General features: G+C 54.8%; 21 protein-coding genes and 2 tRNA genes. 7 read left to right on the forward strand and 16 right to left on the reverse strand.

Annotated elements, in window-relative coordinates:
* Positions 1-302: 302 nt before the first annotated feature.
* From ABSG49_RS10485 to ABSG49_RS10495, 3 genes are all read right to left on the reverse strand, one after another.
* Positions 303-881, reverse strand: a complete 579-nt coding sequence (locus tag ABSG49_RS10485; protein ID WP_424026077.1) for a tetratricopeptide repeat protein — start codon at positions 879-881, stop codon at positions 303-305.
* Between the two features lie 397 nt (positions 882-1,278).
* Positions 1,279-1,351 (reverse strand) — tRNA-Asp (locus ABSG49_RS10490).
* Positions 1,352-1,364: 13 nt separating this feature from the next.
* Positions 1,365-1,470 (reverse strand) — tRNA-Tyr (locus ABSG49_RS10495).
* A 150-nt stretch (positions 1,471-1,620) separates the two neighbouring features.
* Here ABSG49_RS10495 and ABSG49_RS10500 point away from each other — a divergent pair.
* On the forward strand, positions 1,621-3,141 hold the full coding sequence (locus tag ABSG49_RS10500) for a 2-isopropylmalate synthase (RefSeq protein ID WP_424026078.1): 1,521 nt from the start codon (positions 1,621-1,623) through the stop codon (positions 3,139-3,141).
* A gap of 20 nt (positions 3,142-3,161) precedes the next feature.
* On the opposite strand, the gene ABSG49_RS10505 is transcribed toward ABSG49_RS10500, so the two are convergent.
* The 12 genes from ABSG49_RS10505 to ABSG49_RS10560 form a co-directional block, all read right to left on the reverse strand.
* Positions 3,162-3,758: an HD domain-containing protein gene (locus ABSG49_RS10505; RefSeq protein ID WP_424026079.1), complete on the reverse strand. Its 597-nt coding sequence runs from the start codon at positions 3,756-3,758 to the stop codon at positions 3,162-3,164.
* Between the two features lie 189 nt (positions 3,759-3,947).
* A complete protein-coding gene (locus ABSG49_RS10510) occupies positions 3,948-4,310 on the reverse strand; it encodes a prefoldin subunit beta (RefSeq protein ID WP_424026080.1) in 363 nt (120 codons plus the stop codon).
* Between the two features lie 270 nt (positions 4,311-4,580).
* Positions 4,581-4,817, reverse strand: coding sequence for a KEOPS complex subunit Pcc1 (locus ABSG49_RS10515; RefSeq protein ID WP_424026081.1), 237 nt, complete (start codon positions 4,815-4,817; stop codon positions 4,581-4,583).
* 66 nt (positions 4,818-4,883) lie between these two features.
* Entirely contained in the window at positions 4,884-5,018 is a 135-nt protein-coding gene (locus tag ABSG49_RS10520) for a DNA-directed RNA polymerase subunit P (protein ID WP_424026082.1), read from the reverse strand.
* A 14-nt stretch (positions 5,019-5,032) separates the two neighbouring features.
* Positions 5,033-5,326, reverse strand: coding sequence for a 50S ribosomal protein L37ae (locus tag ABSG49_RS10525; protein ID WP_424026083.1), 294 nt, complete (start codon positions 5,324-5,326; stop codon positions 5,033-5,035).
* Between the two features lie 43 nt (positions 5,327-5,369).
* Positions 5,370-6,074, reverse strand: coding sequence for a ribosome assembly factor SBDS (locus tag ABSG49_RS10530; protein ID WP_424026084.1), 705 nt, complete (start codon positions 6,072-6,074; stop codon positions 5,370-5,372).
* Positions 6,075-6,078: 4 nt separating this feature from the next.
* Complete coding sequence (gene psmA / locus ABSG49_RS10535; RefSeq protein ID WP_424026085.1) at positions 6,079-6,801, reverse strand: archaeal proteasome endopeptidase complex subunit alpha; 723 nt, start codon at positions 6,799-6,801, stop codon at positions 6,079-6,081.
* Positions 6,801-7,295, reverse strand: a complete 495-nt coding sequence (locus ABSG49_RS10540) for an Rpp14/Pop5 family protein (RefSeq protein WP_424026086.1) — start codon at positions 7,293-7,295, stop codon at positions 6,801-6,803. Before ABSG49_RS10540 ends, psmA begins: the two co-directional genes overlap by 1 nt.
* Positions 7,292-7,936, reverse strand: coding sequence for an RNase P subunit p30 family protein (locus ABSG49_RS10545; protein WP_424026087.1), 645 nt, complete (start codon positions 7,934-7,936; stop codon positions 7,292-7,294). The genes ABSG49_RS10540 and ABSG49_RS10545 overlap by 4 nt, the downstream gene beginning before the upstream one ends.
* 29 nt (positions 7,937-7,965) lie before the next feature.
* Positions 7,966-8,556 (reverse strand): 50S ribosomal protein L15e, encoded by a 591-nt coding sequence (locus ABSG49_RS10550; protein ID WP_424026088.1) that lies wholly within the window; start codon positions 8,554-8,556, stop codon positions 7,966-7,968.
* 126 nt (positions 8,557-8,682) lie between these two features.
* On the reverse strand, positions 8,683-9,150 hold the full coding sequence (gene moaC, locus ABSG49_RS10555) for a cyclic pyranopterin monophosphate synthase MoaC (protein ID WP_424026089.1): 468 nt from the start codon (positions 9,148-9,150) through the stop codon (positions 8,683-8,685).
* Positions 9,151-10,551: an NAD(P)H-hydrate dehydratase gene (locus tag ABSG49_RS10560; protein WP_424026090.1), complete on the reverse strand. Its 1,401-nt coding sequence runs from the start codon at positions 10,549-10,551 to the stop codon at positions 9,151-9,153. It abuts the gene before it with no gap.
* Positions 10,552-10,594: 43 nt separating this feature from the next.
* Between ABSG49_RS10560 and recJ the strand changes: the two genes are divergently transcribed.
* From recJ to ABSG49_RS10590, 6 genes are all read left to right on the forward strand, one after another.
* Positions 10,595-11,995 (forward strand): RecJ family nuclease, encoded by a 1,401-nt coding sequence (recJ, locus tag ABSG49_RS10565; protein WP_424026091.1) that lies wholly within the window; start codon positions 10,595-10,597, stop codon positions 11,993-11,995.
* Positions 11,967-12,494, forward strand: a complete 528-nt coding sequence (locus ABSG49_RS10570) for a PUA domain-containing protein (protein WP_424026092.1) — start codon at positions 11,967-11,969, stop codon at positions 12,492-12,494. Before recJ ends, ABSG49_RS10570 begins: the two co-directional genes overlap by 29 nt.
* Positions 12,418-12,756 (forward strand): nascent polypeptide-associated complex protein, encoded by a 339-nt coding sequence (locus ABSG49_RS10575; RefSeq protein ID WP_424026093.1) that lies wholly within the window; start codon positions 12,418-12,420, stop codon positions 12,754-12,756. Before ABSG49_RS10570 ends, ABSG49_RS10575 begins: the two co-directional genes overlap by 77 nt.
* Positions 12,756-13,481 carry a protein-L-isoaspartate carboxylmethyltransferase gene (locus ABSG49_RS10580; protein ID WP_424026117.1) on the forward strand — a complete coding sequence of 242 codons (726 nt, stop codon included), beginning with the start codon at positions 12,756-12,758 and terminating at the stop codon, positions 13,479-13,481. The genes ABSG49_RS10575 and ABSG49_RS10580 overlap by 1 nt, the downstream gene beginning before the upstream one ends.
* Before the next feature lie 78 nt (positions 13,482-13,559).
* The gene (locus tag ABSG49_RS10585; RefSeq protein ID WP_424026094.1) at positions 13,560-14,426 is read left to right on the forward strand and encodes a hypothetical protein; all 867 of its coding nucleotides are present in this window, start codon (positions 13,560-13,562) and stop codon (positions 14,424-14,426) included.
* 468 nt (positions 14,427-14,894) lie between these two features.
* Complete coding sequence (locus ABSG49_RS10590; protein ID WP_424026095.1) at positions 14,895-16,175, forward strand: site-specific integrase; 1,281 nt, start codon at positions 14,895-14,897, stop codon at positions 16,173-16,175.
* Positions 16,176-16,379: 204 nt separating this feature from the next.
* On the opposite strand, the gene ABSG49_RS10595 is transcribed toward ABSG49_RS10590, so the two are convergent.
* Positions 16,380-16,898: a hypothetical protein gene (locus tag ABSG49_RS10595; RefSeq protein WP_424026096.1), complete on the reverse strand. Its 519-nt coding sequence runs from the start codon at positions 16,896-16,898 to the stop codon at positions 16,380-16,382.
* Positions 16,899-16,900 lie beyond the last annotated feature (2 nt).

Below are 16,900 nucleotides of genomic sequence, written 5' to 3' on the forward strand. Positions count from 1 at the left end.
GGAGACCCCCCACCCGCATGGGGGGGGAGGTATCCGGCATACCCCTCCCCCCCTTTGGCTGGATCAGACCCCCCATGATCAATTTTGAGTAGCCTACGGAAAGAGCCGTTCCGTCTGATATCTGTTTTCACGACCGCCCAGAAGGGTATGCAATATTGCACAATTCCCACATTTGAGTGGGGGGATATCCGGCATACCCCCCCTCTGTTTTGTTTTCAAATCGTGCTAACCCCCCCATATGGGTGTGGGGGGTTGGCGGGAGACACCCCCTTCGTAAATTACAAGAAGAGAATGTCGAATAGTTAAATCTGTTTTTTATGAAGAGAGATTGCCGTTTCATATGATGCATCTGCGTCTTCATTCCTGCCAAGTTGACGTAACGCATATCCGCGGTTATCCCATGTAGCGGCGAGACTTGGATCGATGGCAATCGCTCGATCATATGATGCAACTGCTTCATTGAACATGCCGAGATTACGAAATGAAACTCCCCGGTTACTCCACGCTTCTGCGTCATTTGGATCAATGGCAATTGCCTTGTCATATGATGCAACCGCTTCTGAACAACGACAGAGATCATCTAATACCTCTCCGCGGGCTCTCCATGCCCTCTGATAATTTGGGTTGAGATTAAGTGATTTGTTATACGAGGTAAGGGCCTCTTCATATTCCTCCATCTTTACTAACGAAATACCACGAAGCCACCATATATTGGGGTCGTTTGAATTGATTGCAATCGCCGCGTCAAAGAAAGCGGCAGCTTCAGAATAATCATCTTGTTGGAAATAAGCACAAGCTGCGTTTACATATTGACCATACGGATCATCCGTTTTATTAGGTAAGTTATCATTTTTTTTGGAGAAAATATCAAATAATCCCATAATGAAACATCCTTACTTTTATCCAAAATATCTTTGCTTTAACGTAATTATTCATTAATGACCAAAAATAAAAAGATACTATTTTTACGATTGGCTGATTCTGACATTGTTTCAACAAAATAAGGCATTTCCTCAGTCCGTTTTATGCCCCCTAAAAAACTATGTGTATAAAATAAAAAGTAATTTTTTCCAACAATTTCTCATACAGACTTGCTTCTTAAAACCAGATGTATTGGACGCATCACTAAAGGAACAGTTTACACCAAGTTTAAACACTAGTGCTGAAAGCCCTACCTTTAATGTATCTCGTGCCGTCGTGGACACACAGAACGGAGAGTGTAAACCAAACGAAAATGGAAAAGATCCTTACTTTACTGAAGAATCCCTAAAACAAGAACGCCCAGGTCGGAATTCGAATCCGAGTCGATTGCGTGACAGGCAATCATGATAGGCCGCTACACTACCTGGGCATTTTTACAGTTATCCCGCCTCCCAGATTCGAACCGGGGACATCGCGGTAGCCGCGCAGTTGCCTGAATCGGCAAACCATACTACAGCCGCGCACTCTACCAAGCTGAGTTAAGGCGGGGCACTGCGCTACTAATGTAGGGCAAGTTTGCTATTAAACATATCGTAACAACCCCCGCATTCGCGCCGTAAAAACCGCGAATTCGGGAGCGGTGCAGGCATTGTTTATATATTCCACATGCCCATTATGTTTGTATGACTGCTCGCAAGGATGTTGCGGGGGATCGTCTTCTTCACCGATAGCTCGGCGCATGAAGATGTGACTGTTTTTGATACTACGCTCCGGGATGGAGAACAAACCCCGGGGATTGCATTCACCTTTGAACAGAAACTTGAGATCGCACGCCAGCTCTCCGACATCGGCGTCCATGCAATCGAGGCAGGGTTCCCTGCGTCCTCGAAGGCCGAGAAGGAGACCGTGACCGCTATTAAAAAGCTTGGTCTTGAGTCAGTGATCTGCGGGCTCGCCCGCTCCGTGAAAGCCGACGTAGACACCTGCCTTGACTGCAATGTCGACATGGTGCACGTCTTCATCCCGACCTCGGATATCCAGCGGGAGAACACGATCAACAAGACGAGGAAGGAAGTGCTTGAGATCACGGCCGATATCATCGGCCACGTCCGGAAGCACTCCGATCTCTGCATGTTCTCCGCCATGGATGCGACGCGGACAGACTGGGACTACCTGATCGAGGTGTTCCAGACCGCTGCCGACGCCGGGGCCACGATCATCAACGTGCCGGACACGGTGGGGGTCATCTCGCCATCCGCGATGAAGATGCTGATCGCCCGCATCAACAGGGAGGTGAAGTGCCCGATCGATGTCCACTGCCACAACGACTTCGGCCTCGCGGTCGCCAACACGATCGCCGCGGTCGAGGCCGGCGCCTCGCAGGTGCAGGTGACCGTGAACGGGCTTGGCGAACGGGCCGGCAACGCCGACCTTGCCCAGACCGTGATGATCATGGAGTCAATCTACCGGATAAAGACCGGTATTGTGAAGGAGCGGCTCGTTGAGACGTCCCGCCTCGTCTCCCGGTTCTCCGGCATCGGCATCCCGCCCATCCAGCCAGTCGTGGGCGAGAATGTCTTCTCGCACGAGAGTGGCATCCACTCGCACGGCGTCCTCCGGAACACGGCCACCTTCGAACCGGGCATCATGACCCCCGAGATGGTAGGCCACCGGCGGCGGCTCACGCTCGGCAAGCACGTGGGACGGCATGCGGTCCGCCAGATGCTTACCGATGTCCATATCGACCCGAGCGATCCGCAGCTCGATGTAATTATCGAGAAGGTGAAAGCGATCGCGAACCGCGGCAAGCGGGTCACCGATGCCGACCTCTACGAGATCGCCGAGAGCACGATGGGCATCGAGCTCAATCACAAGGTGTTCGACCTCCAGGACATTGCGATCATGACCGGCAACCATGCGATCCCGACTGCCAGCGTCCGGGCGATGGTGAATGGCGAGGAGCATGTCTTCTCGGCGGTAGGGAACGGGCCGGTCGATGCGGCGCTCAAGGCGATCCTCGGGATCACCCCTTCGAAGCTCCACCTCACCGAGTTTAACATTGAGGCGATCTCGGGCGGCTCGGACGCGATGTGCCATGTCACGATCGCTGTCGAGGATGAGCATGGAAAGATCTTCGATGCCAGCGGGAGCGGCGACGATATTGTCCTCTCATCGGTCGAGGCGCTGGTCAATGCAGTGAACCTGATCAACCGGGTCTAAGGAAAAGAACCCGGATAATCTCACTCCATTTTTAACTTTGAGTTCCGGATCGTGACAAGCGCATCGAGAGCGCAGTGATAGCCGTAGAGCGAGGCCCGCACCGAGAGCTTGTCAATCACCTCATCGGTCGATGCAAGGTAGCGCTTCGTGAAGCCGCCATTGCGGTCGCCCGAGTCGAGGAGATTGTCGATCCGGTCGCAGAGCTTGACAAGCGTCGCTTCGGGCGGGGCATCAAGGATCCGGTCGAGGCTGTCCGTGAGCCGTCCCGCTTTGCCCTTGATCGTGTTCTTCTTGGTCAGGGCCTCAACGATCACGGAGATCTCCCCCTTCTCGTCATCGGAGAGTGGCAGGCCGGCAACAAACTCGTCCGTCCGCGTGATCCATTCGGGGGTGCAGTCCTCGTACACGTCGTGGAGCCACGCGGAGATCACCGCCACATGTGAGCCGTTGAACATGGCAACAAGCCCTGCTACACGGGCAGGGTGGGTGATGTACGGAGTCTTCCGGTCCTTGCGGAACTGACCCCGGTGTGCCCGGGACGCATGGTCGGCAGCCATCTTGATGACCAGGAGGCGCATCGCCGGGTCCTGGTCCATGAACCCCGGGCAGGCAGACATGATTAATGATCTGATGCCGGAGACGTAATGGTTTTTTGTTTTTGCATCCGGGTGTAATGTTGCCAATGATTTTTTAAATAATTCCTGAGGAGTCTGATGTTGTCGTTTCCCACATAGTTCATTATGGTAATGATTGCTGAGTGAACCCGAACCGTTCTGGTCCGCTTTTACAGATGATTAAAAAAGAATTTACGCCGCATTCGGGGTGCCCTTGCCCTCAAGAGCGGACTTTATCTGTGCCTGCAGCTGCTCGAACTTGCCCTGCAGCATCTTCTCCTGCTTCTCCAGGGACTTGATGCGAAGCTCGAGGGTCTCTACCTTTTCGACGAGCTTGGCGTTGATGACCTCTTTTTTCTTCTGCATCATCACGGTGCCAACGCTCATATACATGACTGCATCTTCAGCAGCATCGCTGATCTCTTCCTGTGCACGCTTGGCTTCACGGACAGCCATCTCGTACTGGGCCTTCTGCTGGAGGATCGTCTGGAGCTGCTGCTGGATCTGCTGGAGCATACCCAGCTGGTTCTGGACTTTGGGTGAGATATTGTTCATGATAAATTCCTGTAGAGAATATCGGTGCCGATGATAAAAAAGGGTTAGCCCCTGAACATGGGGATACACGCAGTCATGATGGACGCCGCCGAGCCCGACAGGGCGCCCCCGCGGCGGATCAGTAACTGAAAAACCTTACCGCCCCGCCGTGCCTCGGAGAGGCCCTGATGCGGGGAGAACTCGCAGGAATTGATTTTTTACTTTTCCCGATTTTCCAATACTGATAGCAGAGAGGTTCCTGCCCGGGTCCTTTTTGCTTCCCAGTTCCTGTTACAGGTCCTGCATCTCATCGGCTACATTCACGAGCCGCAGGTACATGTTGAGCGCAGCGCGAAGCGATGAAGTATCCTGTGCCGCCACCGTCAGGACGATGGTATCGTCACCTTCAAGCCGGCATTCCACAACGGACCGTGGATTTACCTCGTCCGCAAGTTCCGGTAAGAGCGATTGGTAGATCCGGCCGGCATGCACTGTCGTAAACCGGAAGACTGCTTCGTGCTGTGGCATGGGTTGCCCTCACTGGAATATTGACAAAAAAGCTGATATAGGTATTTTCCGGGCCGTGGCCCTGGTTTAACGGGCTTTCAGTTCCTTGATCGCCGCACCGCGCTCCTTGAAAAGGATCCGGTGGCCGCAGTAGGGGCACCGTACGTTGACGTCGATCTCGACTTTCTGTTTGCACCGTGCACACTTGTAGGAACTTGCCATAGCAAAAATATCCTTTATTTCCTGATCTCTTCTACGGTCCGGTCGATCGCACGCTGCGCGATCTTCATCGACGGGGTCTGGGGCTGGTATGCACCGCCGGCGAACTTGTACCCGCACTTGCGGCATTCCCAGATGCCCGTGCCCTTGCGAGCAACCGATTCCATGTCGCACTTCGGGCAGCGGTGGAGGGCGCGCGAGATCTTCTCGATGTCACATACCCTCTTCCTGACGAACCTTCCGTACCGGCAGCCAAAACGTCCTGCGCTGCCGGTCACTTTTCCCTTTGCTCTCTGCGTTGTCTTTGCCATGATGGATACCCACCGATCTGTCTTCTTTTATTTGTCGTCTGAATTAATATACTTGATTGAGGATCTTGACCTGCCCCTCGCCCTTGGAGAGCTTGTTGACCAGATCGTAGAACTCGCCCTGGATCCCCGCGGGGATACGCACCACGCAGACCCATGAGCCATCTTTCAGCCACTCGTCCTTTTCCATGGTGGATCCGGCCGCAATATCGCCGTATGCTTTTGCTGCCAGTTCCGGCGGGATCTTGATCGCGAGCCGGAGTTCCTCGAACCGTATCGGGAGGAGCGGGCGTAACGCCTTGACCGTCTCCTTAACCATTTCGTCGAGGTGCTTGAACGGGTCGATGTTCACCCGGGCCTCTTCCATCGCCATCTCGATCCTGTGCGGGGGATGGGGGTGGCCGGTCTGGGGGTTGATGGAATTCCGTGAGATGAAGGTGATTACCTGGCGGCGCTTGTCGTCCACCATGCGCTTCCGCTGCTCAGCCGTCAGGTGGATCTCGCCTTTCACGATGATCCTCCGCGCCACGGCATTGAAATCCGTGGTGTGGAACACCTTCATCAGCGCTTCATCGGAAGCCCGGGTTGCCTTCGAAGCGTTGCCGAAGACGTTAAGCGCGGCTACTACGTCTTCGATCTCCACGGGCTGGCCCTGCCGCACCAGCGCTGCCTTATCCGGGTCGACGAGGAGCTCAAACCGTTCCCCGAAACTCTCGAGCCGGGCTACCACTGCGTGGTCGAGCGGTATCATGCGATCACGGCTTGAACTGTTCCACGAACGAGGCGACTTCTTCCCGGCTCATCTTCCGGAATGCCGGTTTCTCTTTCCCGATGACGCCAATCTCGACCGTATCGACATCGAACTTGCCTTCGGTTGCCGAGTGCAGCGCCTTCAGGCCCAGCAGGATTGCGTCCTTGATTGCCGATTCGGGATTGTACTCCTCTTCGAAAACCTTCATCGCAGCAGGCCGGCCAATGCCGATGCCGGTCGCCTTGTATTCGAGGAGCGTGCCGGATGGGTCTGTCTCGAAGAGCCGGCTTTCCCCGTCGCTGACACCTGCGATCAGGAGGGCCGTGCCGTACGGGCGGATGCCGCCGTACTGGGTGAGGTTCTGCATGTGGTCGCAGAGTTTTTTCGAGAGCGCCTCGACTTCGATCGGTTCATCATAGGAGACGCGGTTGATCTGGCATTCTACGCGTGCCCGGTCGACCAGCGCACGGGCATCCCCGACAAGGCCGGAGGACGCGACGCCGATATGCTCGTCGATCTTGAAGATCTTCTCGATCGACGACGCCTCGAGCAGGCGGGAGCTGACGCGCTTGTCAACAATCAGAACGACGCCGTCCTTTGCCTTGATCCCTACTGCCGTGGTACCGCGTTTCACGGCCTCCCGGGCATACTCCACCTGGTAGAGTCTTCCGTCGGGTGAAAATACGGTAATGGCCCGGTCATATCCCATCTGGTATTGTGGTTGCATTATGGTTCCTCCAGATCTTCTCTTGTCAAGAACAATCGGTGTGTATTTTTAAATCCCTTTTCAATTACATCAATCTTCTGACCGTCACAATATACGACGAGGTACTCCTTCCCGCCAAACCGGCACTCCCCGGCCGGCGTTTCCGCAGCACCCGTTGTCACCGGGGCCTTCATCCGGTCCCGGAGACTATCGATGGTGCCGGATGCCGCGATGATCCGCAGGGCGATCTTTGTTTCGCGGTACATGGTGATGGTGGAGAGCGCGATTGTGAGCTCGCGTTCGGTCCCGCGCCGGCACCGGATCACGACATAATCTCCTTCGACACAGATCACGGCCTGCACGATCACGGCTGCCATTGCATCGCCCCAGAGTGCGGTGATGGCATCTGATATCGCGTAATAGAGCTCCTTCTGATCGATCGGTGTCCCGGGGGGATCGACCCTGACAAGAACGTAACGGCGCTTGTCGCGGAGCGTGGGGGGACGGACGGTCATGATACCACCTTGACGGCAGGTTCCGTCGGCACGGTAACGGTCCTGACACCCGCAAGCGCCCGCTCCACATCCGGTATGTCCATGCCGAGGACGGAGCCAAGACCACTGATCTCGCGGACTGCGCGCAGCTCCAGCACCGACCGGGCGTACGTCGAGACCGTGAGCGGGAACTCAAACCGACGTTCGAGAACGAGCACGTCGCGGTAGCGCTGGATCGCCCGCTGCCGCGCGATCCCCCGTCCTGCGATGATGACCGAGAGGTCGATATCGATGGCGACCCGGTTGTCCGCCGCCATCTTCGCGGTCACGTGGTCGAACCCATTCTTGTCGGCCGCATGGACCCCCCGGAGAATATGTATCCCGCGGAGGCCGACCACCGCCCGGTTGAACCCGCCATCCCCGGCTTTCACTGAGATGATGGTGCCGGGGTCCTTTGCCCGTTTGACCTGCGCGATGACATCTTTCATACCGGCATTGCGTATGAACAGGCCGGTCCTAACCTCAACGTCTCCATACATCGCGGCAGGCGCATCGATGGCAACGAGGCTGTCAAACCCCAGCGCCGCTGCTTCCAGCGCAAGCCTGCGCACCGATGAATCCCCGTTCGGGAACGGACAAATTCCTGCATCGGTGATTTTCATAAGGGAACATTCGTGAAAAAAGATTAAGATTATTTGCCCTGGTTCGCATGGGACCGGATGCTGGGCCGGGTCTTCTCGGTACCCCTGCCCCGTGTCCTCATGCCGCGTCCCTGCCTTCCTGCCGAGGTCTTGCCGCGCTCGGCACGGCCGCGGTGGGTCGGGTTTGCAAGCCATGCGAGGTTCTTGTCTGCCCTGATTGAAGGGTGGTGCCCGTCAACGAGAATGACCTCGTAGTATTTCCGCTTCCCGTCCTGCCCTACCCAGTAGGAGTTGAGCACTTCCATGTTCGGGAACTTCTTGGATGCACGTTCCTCGGCGATCCGCTGGATGCTCTTGCCGGCAGTGAGCCGATTCTTGCCCATCCGGGCGGAACGGCGTGCACGGACGTACCGGGACGCCCTGCGGCCACCGCGGCGCACCTGGACGCGTGCAACGGCGATGCCCTGCTTGGCCTTGTAGCCGAGCGAGCGTGCGCGGTCAATGCGGGTCGGTCGTTCAACGCGGACAACACTGCCCTCGCGGCGCCATACCTGCATCCTGTTCCAGAGGAGTTCTGCAACCTCTGTCTTGTCAGGTCTCTTCCAAGCCTCCCTGACGAAGGCGTACATCGATTTTACCATGGTAATCACCTAAGGTTCGGCCCAAAGAGGGCTACATTCCTTTGATACGGGACGCATCCCGCATTCCTATATACTACAACCTGAGGGGTATTAAAGGGTGCATGCGTTGGCAAGAAGGGAGAGACGTCACTTCCCCTTCTTCTTCTCAACTACCCGTATCGCCTCAATCCGGGTCACCGGGTACTGCCCGTCTTTGTCCTTCTCGGCAGACTTCACCATGTCCCATACAGTGAGCAACGCAACCGATACCCCGGTCAGCGCTTCCATCTCCACGCCGGTCTTCCCGGTTGACTTCACCATCACGGAGGTCTCGATGAACCCGTCCCCTTCCGTGAAATCCACCGTAATCGCACTGATCGGGATGGAATGGCACATCGGGATCAGGGCCGGGGTGTTCTTGACCGAGAGCGTTGCCGCCACGCGGGCTGTTGCGAGCACGTTGCCTTTCACAACCGTCCCCTCCCTGATAGCGGCAAGTGTCTCGGGACGCAGGTAGATCCTGCCCGACGCCGTTGCCTCACGCACGACATCGCCCTTGTTACTGATGTCCACCATCTGTGCCCGATCGTTTTTAATATGGGTAAACTCTGCCATTCATGCACCTTTCCTGAATAAAACCGAGGGGATCTTGTCCACCATATCCGAAGCGAGCATCCCCCCGCCCCGTTCCGCAACAACGGCCTGTCCCGCTTTCCCGTTGACATACGCGGCGATGCAGGCCGCATCGAATGCAGGAAGCCGGCAGAGCAACGCGCCTGCAATACCTGCAAGCACGTCACCCGTCCCCCCGACCGTCATCGCAGGGTCGCCGGTCCGGTTGAACCGGACCTGTCGGCCATCCGTAATGACATCGATGTGTCCCTTGAGGACCACAGTCCCTTTGATACCGGCACGTTGCGCTGCCCGGGCCCGTCCGAGGGTATCTTCGGGGAGGGTGACGCCGGTGATACGCGCAAATTCCCCGGCATGCGGGGTATAGATCGTCTCTTCCCTGGCAGAGGGCAGGGGAAGGCGCAGGGCATCGGCATCGAAGACCGCCTTTTTACAGTGTGGCGCAATGGCGGTGACAACATCATGACTCTCCGTGCCAATGCCGTTTCCGCAGACGACCACGTCCGCCTTCTCCGCAAGGGTGATCAGCCGTTCGGTATGCTCCGGCCCGATCACCTTCCCTTCCAGTCGCTCGTAAATCAGGTCCGGGATCGGCTCGAAGACCGGCGATGCAATCCGCACGATATCCGCACCTGCCCGGAGCGCCCCGAGCGCTGCAAGCCACGGCGCTCCCTGGTACGGACCGCCACCGATGATGAGTATCTCCCCGCCATTGCCCTTATGCGCCTTTTTCCTGCGTGAGGGAATAAGCGTGAGGTCCCCGGGACCGGTGAAGCACTCGGCCTCGACCGGGATGCCGATGTCGATCACAATGGACCCTTCCCGCTTCGCACGGTGGAAGGCGCAGATCCGGTCCGCCCGCATGCCGGGTGTCGGGATATCAGCAGCGATGATCTTCGCCCGTGAGGCATTCGCCATCGCGACGCAGGTCCTGAGCGGTTCCCGGATCGTGCCGCTCACGCCCGTGCCGATCAGGGCGTCAACGATTATGTCCGCCTTTTCGAAAAGCGGACGAAGGGGTTCGAGATCGTCACGGGAGGCGAACGGGTGAAGTGCGATCCGCGAATGGGTGAGGGTGCGGAGCTGGTGCTCGCAGGCACTGCTCCGCTGTCCCTGATCGAGATAACAGACCTCCGTTGTCACATGGCGCCGGAGGTGGCGGGCCGCGACCATCCCATCCCCGCCGTTATTCCCTTTCCCGCAGAGGACAAGCACCCGGTCGGGATGGTCGGCGAGGACCATTTCTGCAATCCCGCAACCCGCGCTCTCCATCAGCTGGAGCTCAGTGACGCCCAGTGCCACCGCGTTTGCATCCACTGCACGCATCCGCTCCGGCGTGATGAGCCCTGTTTCAGAAAACCATTCGGACGGGTCGGGTCGCATAGAGAGTACAATTCATGTGTATGAACTCCCTAAATATTAGGCAATGGGTTTTTGTGATGATGTAAAGGCAGCCGCAGAGCAGATTGCAACGGCCCCGGAAATTACTATCATCTCCCACATCGATGCGGACGGCATCAGCTGCGAGGCGATCCTGTCACAGGCGATCTCACGGCTGGAGATCCCGGTCAAATCGGTTTTTGTGCGCCAGCTCGAACCCCTCACGATGCCGCAGGTTCCGGCCGACTCTTCGCTCAAGATCTTTTCTGACCTCGGCGCCGGCCAGCAGAACCTGATGCTCGAACGCGGTTTTTCTGAAAAAGAGGTCCTCATCATCGACCACCATGTCAGCCAGCCCTGCGAACGGGACTACACGCAGGTCAACTGCCTGCCCTACGGGCATACCCGGATGAGCGCCGCCGGCGTCTCGTACATGGTCGCCAAGCAGCTGGACTGCACTAACATAGACCTCGCGCAGCTCGCGGTTGTCGGGAATGTCGGCGACATGATGGCACGGGAGAAGTGCGGGCTTGTCGGGCCCGCCCGTGAGATCATTGTCGAGGACGGGATGAAGCACGGGTCGGTGGAGGTCCATAAGAAAGACCTCAACTGTTACGGCACGGCGACCCGCCCGATCCACCTCTCGCTTGCCTATAATGATGACCCGTTCGTCAAAGGGATCAGCAACAATCCCGAAGGTGCCCGCCAGTTCTTAAAAAAACTCGGGATCCGGCAGCAGAGCCCGGACGGCCGGTGGTATGTCTGGGAAGAGCTGTCTGATGAGGATCGCAGGACCATCATTTCGGCGCTCGCCCAGCAACTGATGGCAAACGGGGAGAAAGTCGACCGCCTGCTCGCGGAGACGTACCGGTTCCCGGGCGAGATCCCGAGGACCCCTCTTAGGAATGCACAGGAGTACGCGACCCTCCTCAATGCCTGCGGCCGCTGGTCGAAACCCCAGATCGGCGGGGCGATCCTCCGGGGCGACCGCGGGACCGCATACCGGGACGCGGAGCATATGCTCAACAACCACCGGGCGATCCTCCGCGAGCTGCTCCAGTATATCGTGGATACCGGTGTCCGCGAACTGGAGAACCTCCAGTACCTCCACGTCGGGGGGAAGTATCCCGACACCATCGTCGGGATCGGGGCGGGGATGGCGCTCTCGAAACTGAACGCGAAAAAACCGATCCTGATCATGTGCGAGGTCCCGGAGGACCGGAACCTGACCAAGGTCTCGATGCGGACCACGGAACGGGTCGTTGAGAAAGGCATCGACCTCCAGAAGGCGCTCTCGGATGCTTCCGCAGAATACGGGGGCGGGGGAGGAGGACATAAGATTGCAGCGGGAGCATATATCCCGAAGACAGCGGAACAGGAGTTTGTCGTTCGTGTCAACAGGATACTCGGAGAACAGTTTGCTGCGGCGGGTCCAGACCATCGCTGACTTCCAGTTCGGCGGCTACGTGGGGCCCTCCATCTTCCCGGAGGGATGCACGTTCATCTTCTCCACCACCGGCCGGATCCGGCAGGTGCTGTTCGGAGGGGTGCGCCTTGCAACGGTCCGGGCCTCAGACGGCAGGCTGACCCTCGGGATCGAAGGGGCGTACCGGCTCCGGGAAGCCCTCCCTGCACCGGGCTACCGGGTCACGATACGGGACGATGTGGCGGAGTTTGTGGCAAAGGGAAAGAACGCGTTTGCCAAACACGTAACCGGGGCCGACCCGCAAATCCGCGCGGGAGACGACGTCATGGTCGTTGCCGGCGGTGATCGGGTGATAGCCTGCGGCGCTGCGGTGATTTCAGGGCCGGAGATGCTTGCATTTAATTACGGAGTAGCGGTAAGAGTACGGCAGGGATGTGAGAAGGATGCTTCCGGGAAACATCAATCCGCGCCAGATGAAGGCGATGATGAAGAAGCTCGGCATGAATGTCGAGCAGATTGAAGATGTGCAGAGTATCGTGATCAAGACGCCGAAGGGCAACTGGATCTTCGACTCCGCAGAAGTCTCGGCCATGACCATGCAGGGCCAGACCACGTACCAGGTAGTTGGCACCCCAAGGTTCGAGGCCGGAGCGCTGGAAATCCCGAAAGAGGATGTGACGATGGTCGCTGCACAGGCCAATGTTTCTGAAGAGAAGGCACGGGAAGCCCTGGTCGCGACAAAGGGCGACATCGCCGAAGCGATCATGCGGCTTGCACCGTGATGATCGAAGCGGGCGATCGTGTCCTGCTCGTCGGGGCAGGACGGGAATTTTTTGTGAAGGCCGGGCAGGGCTCTCTCGGCACCGACAAGGGCCAGCTGGACCTTGCCGCCATTGTCGGGAAGAGCGCCGGGGACATCATCACCACCCATTCCGGTTCTGAATTTACCGTCCGGGTACCGAGGCCTACGGACTTCTTCACGTACGGCAAGCGCTCCGGCGCACCGATGCTCCCCAAGGACATCGGCCTCGTTATCGCGTATACCGGCATGAACCACAACGATGACGTGCTCGATGCCGGCACCGGCAGCGGGATCGCGGCGATCTATTTCGGCGGCGTGGCGAAGACCGTGAAGACCTACGAAGTGCGTCCCGAGTTCTCCACGCTCGCGATAAAGAATATCACGGAAGCAAAACTCACGAATGTCGAAGCGGTGGCGAAGGATTTCCTTGCCGCCGAAGGGACTTTTGATGTCGTGCACCTCGACATGCAGATCCAGATAGATCATGTGGTGCACGCGTATTCCCTGCTCCGGTCCGGCGGATATCTCGCGTGCTACACCCCGTTCCTCGAACAGATGGCGATCGTGGTCGATGCCGCTTCTGAGCGGTTCTCCGAAGTCCATACTCACGAGCTGATCGAACGGGAGATGACCCGGTCGAAGCGGGGGACCCGGCCTTCCACCTCTGTCTGTCACTCGGGGTACGTGACGATCGCGAGGAAATGAGAGATCCATTCCTTTTCAAAATAAGCCGAACAATATAAACAAACAACAATTTAAACCACCCCTCCCAGACACTTCTCCATGCCAACGGGCGAACACGTCCACATCATCAGTGCCGGCGAAAACATACATACCGCGTACCCGGCCATCTTCCGCACGCTCCCCGTCATCACCCACACGTACGTCCTTGCGGACAGCGAGACGTACACTCTCTCGTCCAATCCCGAGATCGAGAAACAACGGCTTGCAATCCGGCATGCAGTCGACGCCGTGAAGGAGATCTCCGAATCGCTCTCCATCCCCTTCTCGCGGCAACTGGTCTTCCCTCCCGTGTACGAGTCCGTCCGGGACATCCTCACGAAGATCGCCCGGGAAAACCCGGGCGCACGGTTCACCTTCGACCTCTCCGGGGGATCGAAAGAGCTCTGCATGGCCACCCTCTCCTTTGCGTCGTGGCTGAACGCGGATGTCTGCGCCACGTTCGGCGGGAAAATAGCAAGGAACGTCCCGCTCCCGGACCGCCCGATTCGCACCATGCTGGCGAACCTGAACTACCAGACGATCCTCGCGATTCTCCTCAGGAAAAACCCAAAAGATCCGGATGACGGGACCCGTAACTGGATACAGAGGGAGTATATCTACAAGCAGCTCTGGTCCGTGTATGTTCCATCCCGCACGAAGAAAGTAAAACCCGGCGATCCAGTTGCACAACCGGTGACATACAAGCGCGGAAGGAAGCCGGCGGCCGAGATGACGCACGGGACGCTGTCAACCCTGATGCATTCGCTCGAAGATGCCGCCCTTGTCGAAGAGCGGGTCTCCCCGGATACCCGGCGGGAGAAGAGTTACCGGATTACCGAACGCGGAGAGATCGCGTTCCGGCTCTTTTCCGATCCTTCCACAAGCTCGCTCGTGCGCATGATCCTTGAGAAAAACGGGAGGCCCTGAGGGGGGTGGGGGGTGATTGAAAATTTTTTGTCGCGATCCAGGGGTGTAAGATAACCTGCCAACTGTTGGATAATTATCCAACTGTTGGATATTTATCTAACAGTAAACCAATTTCTCCGGCGTGGCTGCCCGGGCCGAGGTGCCAGGGGTCGGTTGAAAATTTTTGATGAGGGTCTGAGGGGGTGGTTGAAAATTTTTTGTCGCGATTTGTTTTCCAATGAAAATTTTTCAACAGCTTTTGATCTCTGATGGGGGCTGATGCGCCCATACACTTTTTGGGAGGGTTACCGCTGCAGTCCAAGATTTTCTTGAGATAACACACAACAAACTGTGATTTAGCATGAAAATTATTATTACCCTCTATGCCAAATACCTCAAAGTAACAGCGTATCAATTGTATTTAGACATTTCCACAATCAATTATGGAAAAATAAGAAAAAATCAATATTCAAGTAAAGGGAGGGAATTATGGGAAAACTTGCAGATTACTTAAAACATTATGATAATCAATCAACAGCAATCGGCTATTCGGCAGCAATCTTTTCTTTTATTGATTTCATTTATGGCAAACAAAGAAAAGGAACCCGTGTAACTCCAGAAGAAAGAATCAAATATGAAAAACTGATTGATAAATACCTCAAAGAAAAACGAAAATATTCAGATGATATGGCAGGGTTTGTCATATCTCTCCAATCACGCCCACCTTTATCAGCAAAACAAACTTTTACCTTTGTAAAAGAATTTTTCAATCATTACAACGTCGAACTACCTGCAAAAGACCTGAAATTTATCCGCAACAAACTACCAAAAGGAAATACCAGAACTATCGAAAAAGATATGGATATCGAGACAATCAGAACAATTCTTCAACATCTCGATGTCAAAGGAAAAGCACTCGTTTTAGTCCTTGCATCATCAGGAATGAGAATCAACGAGGCTTTATCCGTAACTCTTGACGATATTGACTTTAAGACCAATCCAACAATTATCACCATTCGAGGAGAAAACTCAAAAACGGGAGATAATCGAATCACTTTCATGTCATCAGAAGCAGCACAAGCCGTTAATGAATGGTTGAAGGTTCGCACCGAGTATATCCGAACATCAGCAACCCGAAACAACGGTTTAGTAAAAAGTGGAAGAGGAAATCTGAAAACAGGAAAAGACGACGGACGATTATTCCCATTCAGTGACCAAAATGCAAGTGTTTTATGGGATAATGCTCTAATGAAAGCAAACCTACTTTCACGAGATAAAACAACCAATAGAAAACAATTGCATTACCACCAATTAAGGAAATTCTTTATCAGCCAATTATCGCTTATTATCTCAAAGGAAATCGGAGAGATGCTCGCAGGTCACGCAGGATATCTAACCGATGCATATCGCCGATATACAAAAAAACAACTTGCTGAAGAATACCTCAAAGGTCAACATCTCGTAACTATTCAAACACCCAAGGAATTACAGGAAATAGAATCAGAATTTAAAGCAAAAATTCAAACTCATGAGGGGATTTTAACAAACATCATAAAAGAAAACATCGAATTAAAACAACAAACCCAAGAACTAAAAAAGTATAATGAAGAAATAGAGAAAAGACTTGGACATACCGAAGGACTCTTCGAATTTATTGTAAAAAACCTTCCCGAATTAAAGGAGTATATATCAGAGCATTTTAAAGATTACGAAGACGAAGACGGAGATTTCCACACACAACTTCTCATCGACTCCATTCCTAAAATATGATAGGGGGTCGAGCGGTCGGGGTCTTTCGACCCTCCCCTCGACTTAAAAGAATGTTAAAGCCCCTTCAATTCATCTTTATTAGACCCACCAGGCGAATTTGTTGTAAAAACTTTTTTACACCCAGGACATTGCCAAACATTCCATTTTTTTCTCAATGCCAATTCACAATCAGAGCAATAACGACGACGATTTTTAAAAAAAACATCAGTCATATGTCAAAACCTCCGAAAGAGATTCTTGCTCTTTTAACTGTTTTTCAACCAGTTTTTTGGTCAATTTTGGCTTTTTTAACCACTTTGAAGAATGGAAAAACCGAAGAGGAACACAATGATGACTCTGATCTTCTACCAAGTAATACACCAAACGACGGACATCATTTCTTTTCGATTTATCACCCTTGACTGTTTTTGAGACAATCATCGGATGAGCCTTAATGATATCCGCCCAAATCGCATTGAGACGATTCCAACGAACGTATGGTTTTACCCAGAGGATATGAGCATGTTCAGGAGGATTATCTACAAGGACACCAGCGTATTGAATCTTGCTTTTGTTATTTTTCCCAACTATTCGAACAATTAAGGATTGAAAACTCTTCTCCAAATCAATGCCAGAGCCCCTAGGAACGCTCAAAGTAAGATGTTCGACTCTAACAGCAGCATGAACCTTCAAACCCTCAAAGAGGACATTTGCTTCGTTATCCAATTCAAGAGGACGAACCATTT

Source organism: Methanoregula sp., from assembly GCF_049510175.1.
GTDB lineage: Archaea > Halobacteriota > Methanomicrobia > Methanomicrobiales > Methanospirillaceae > Methanoregula.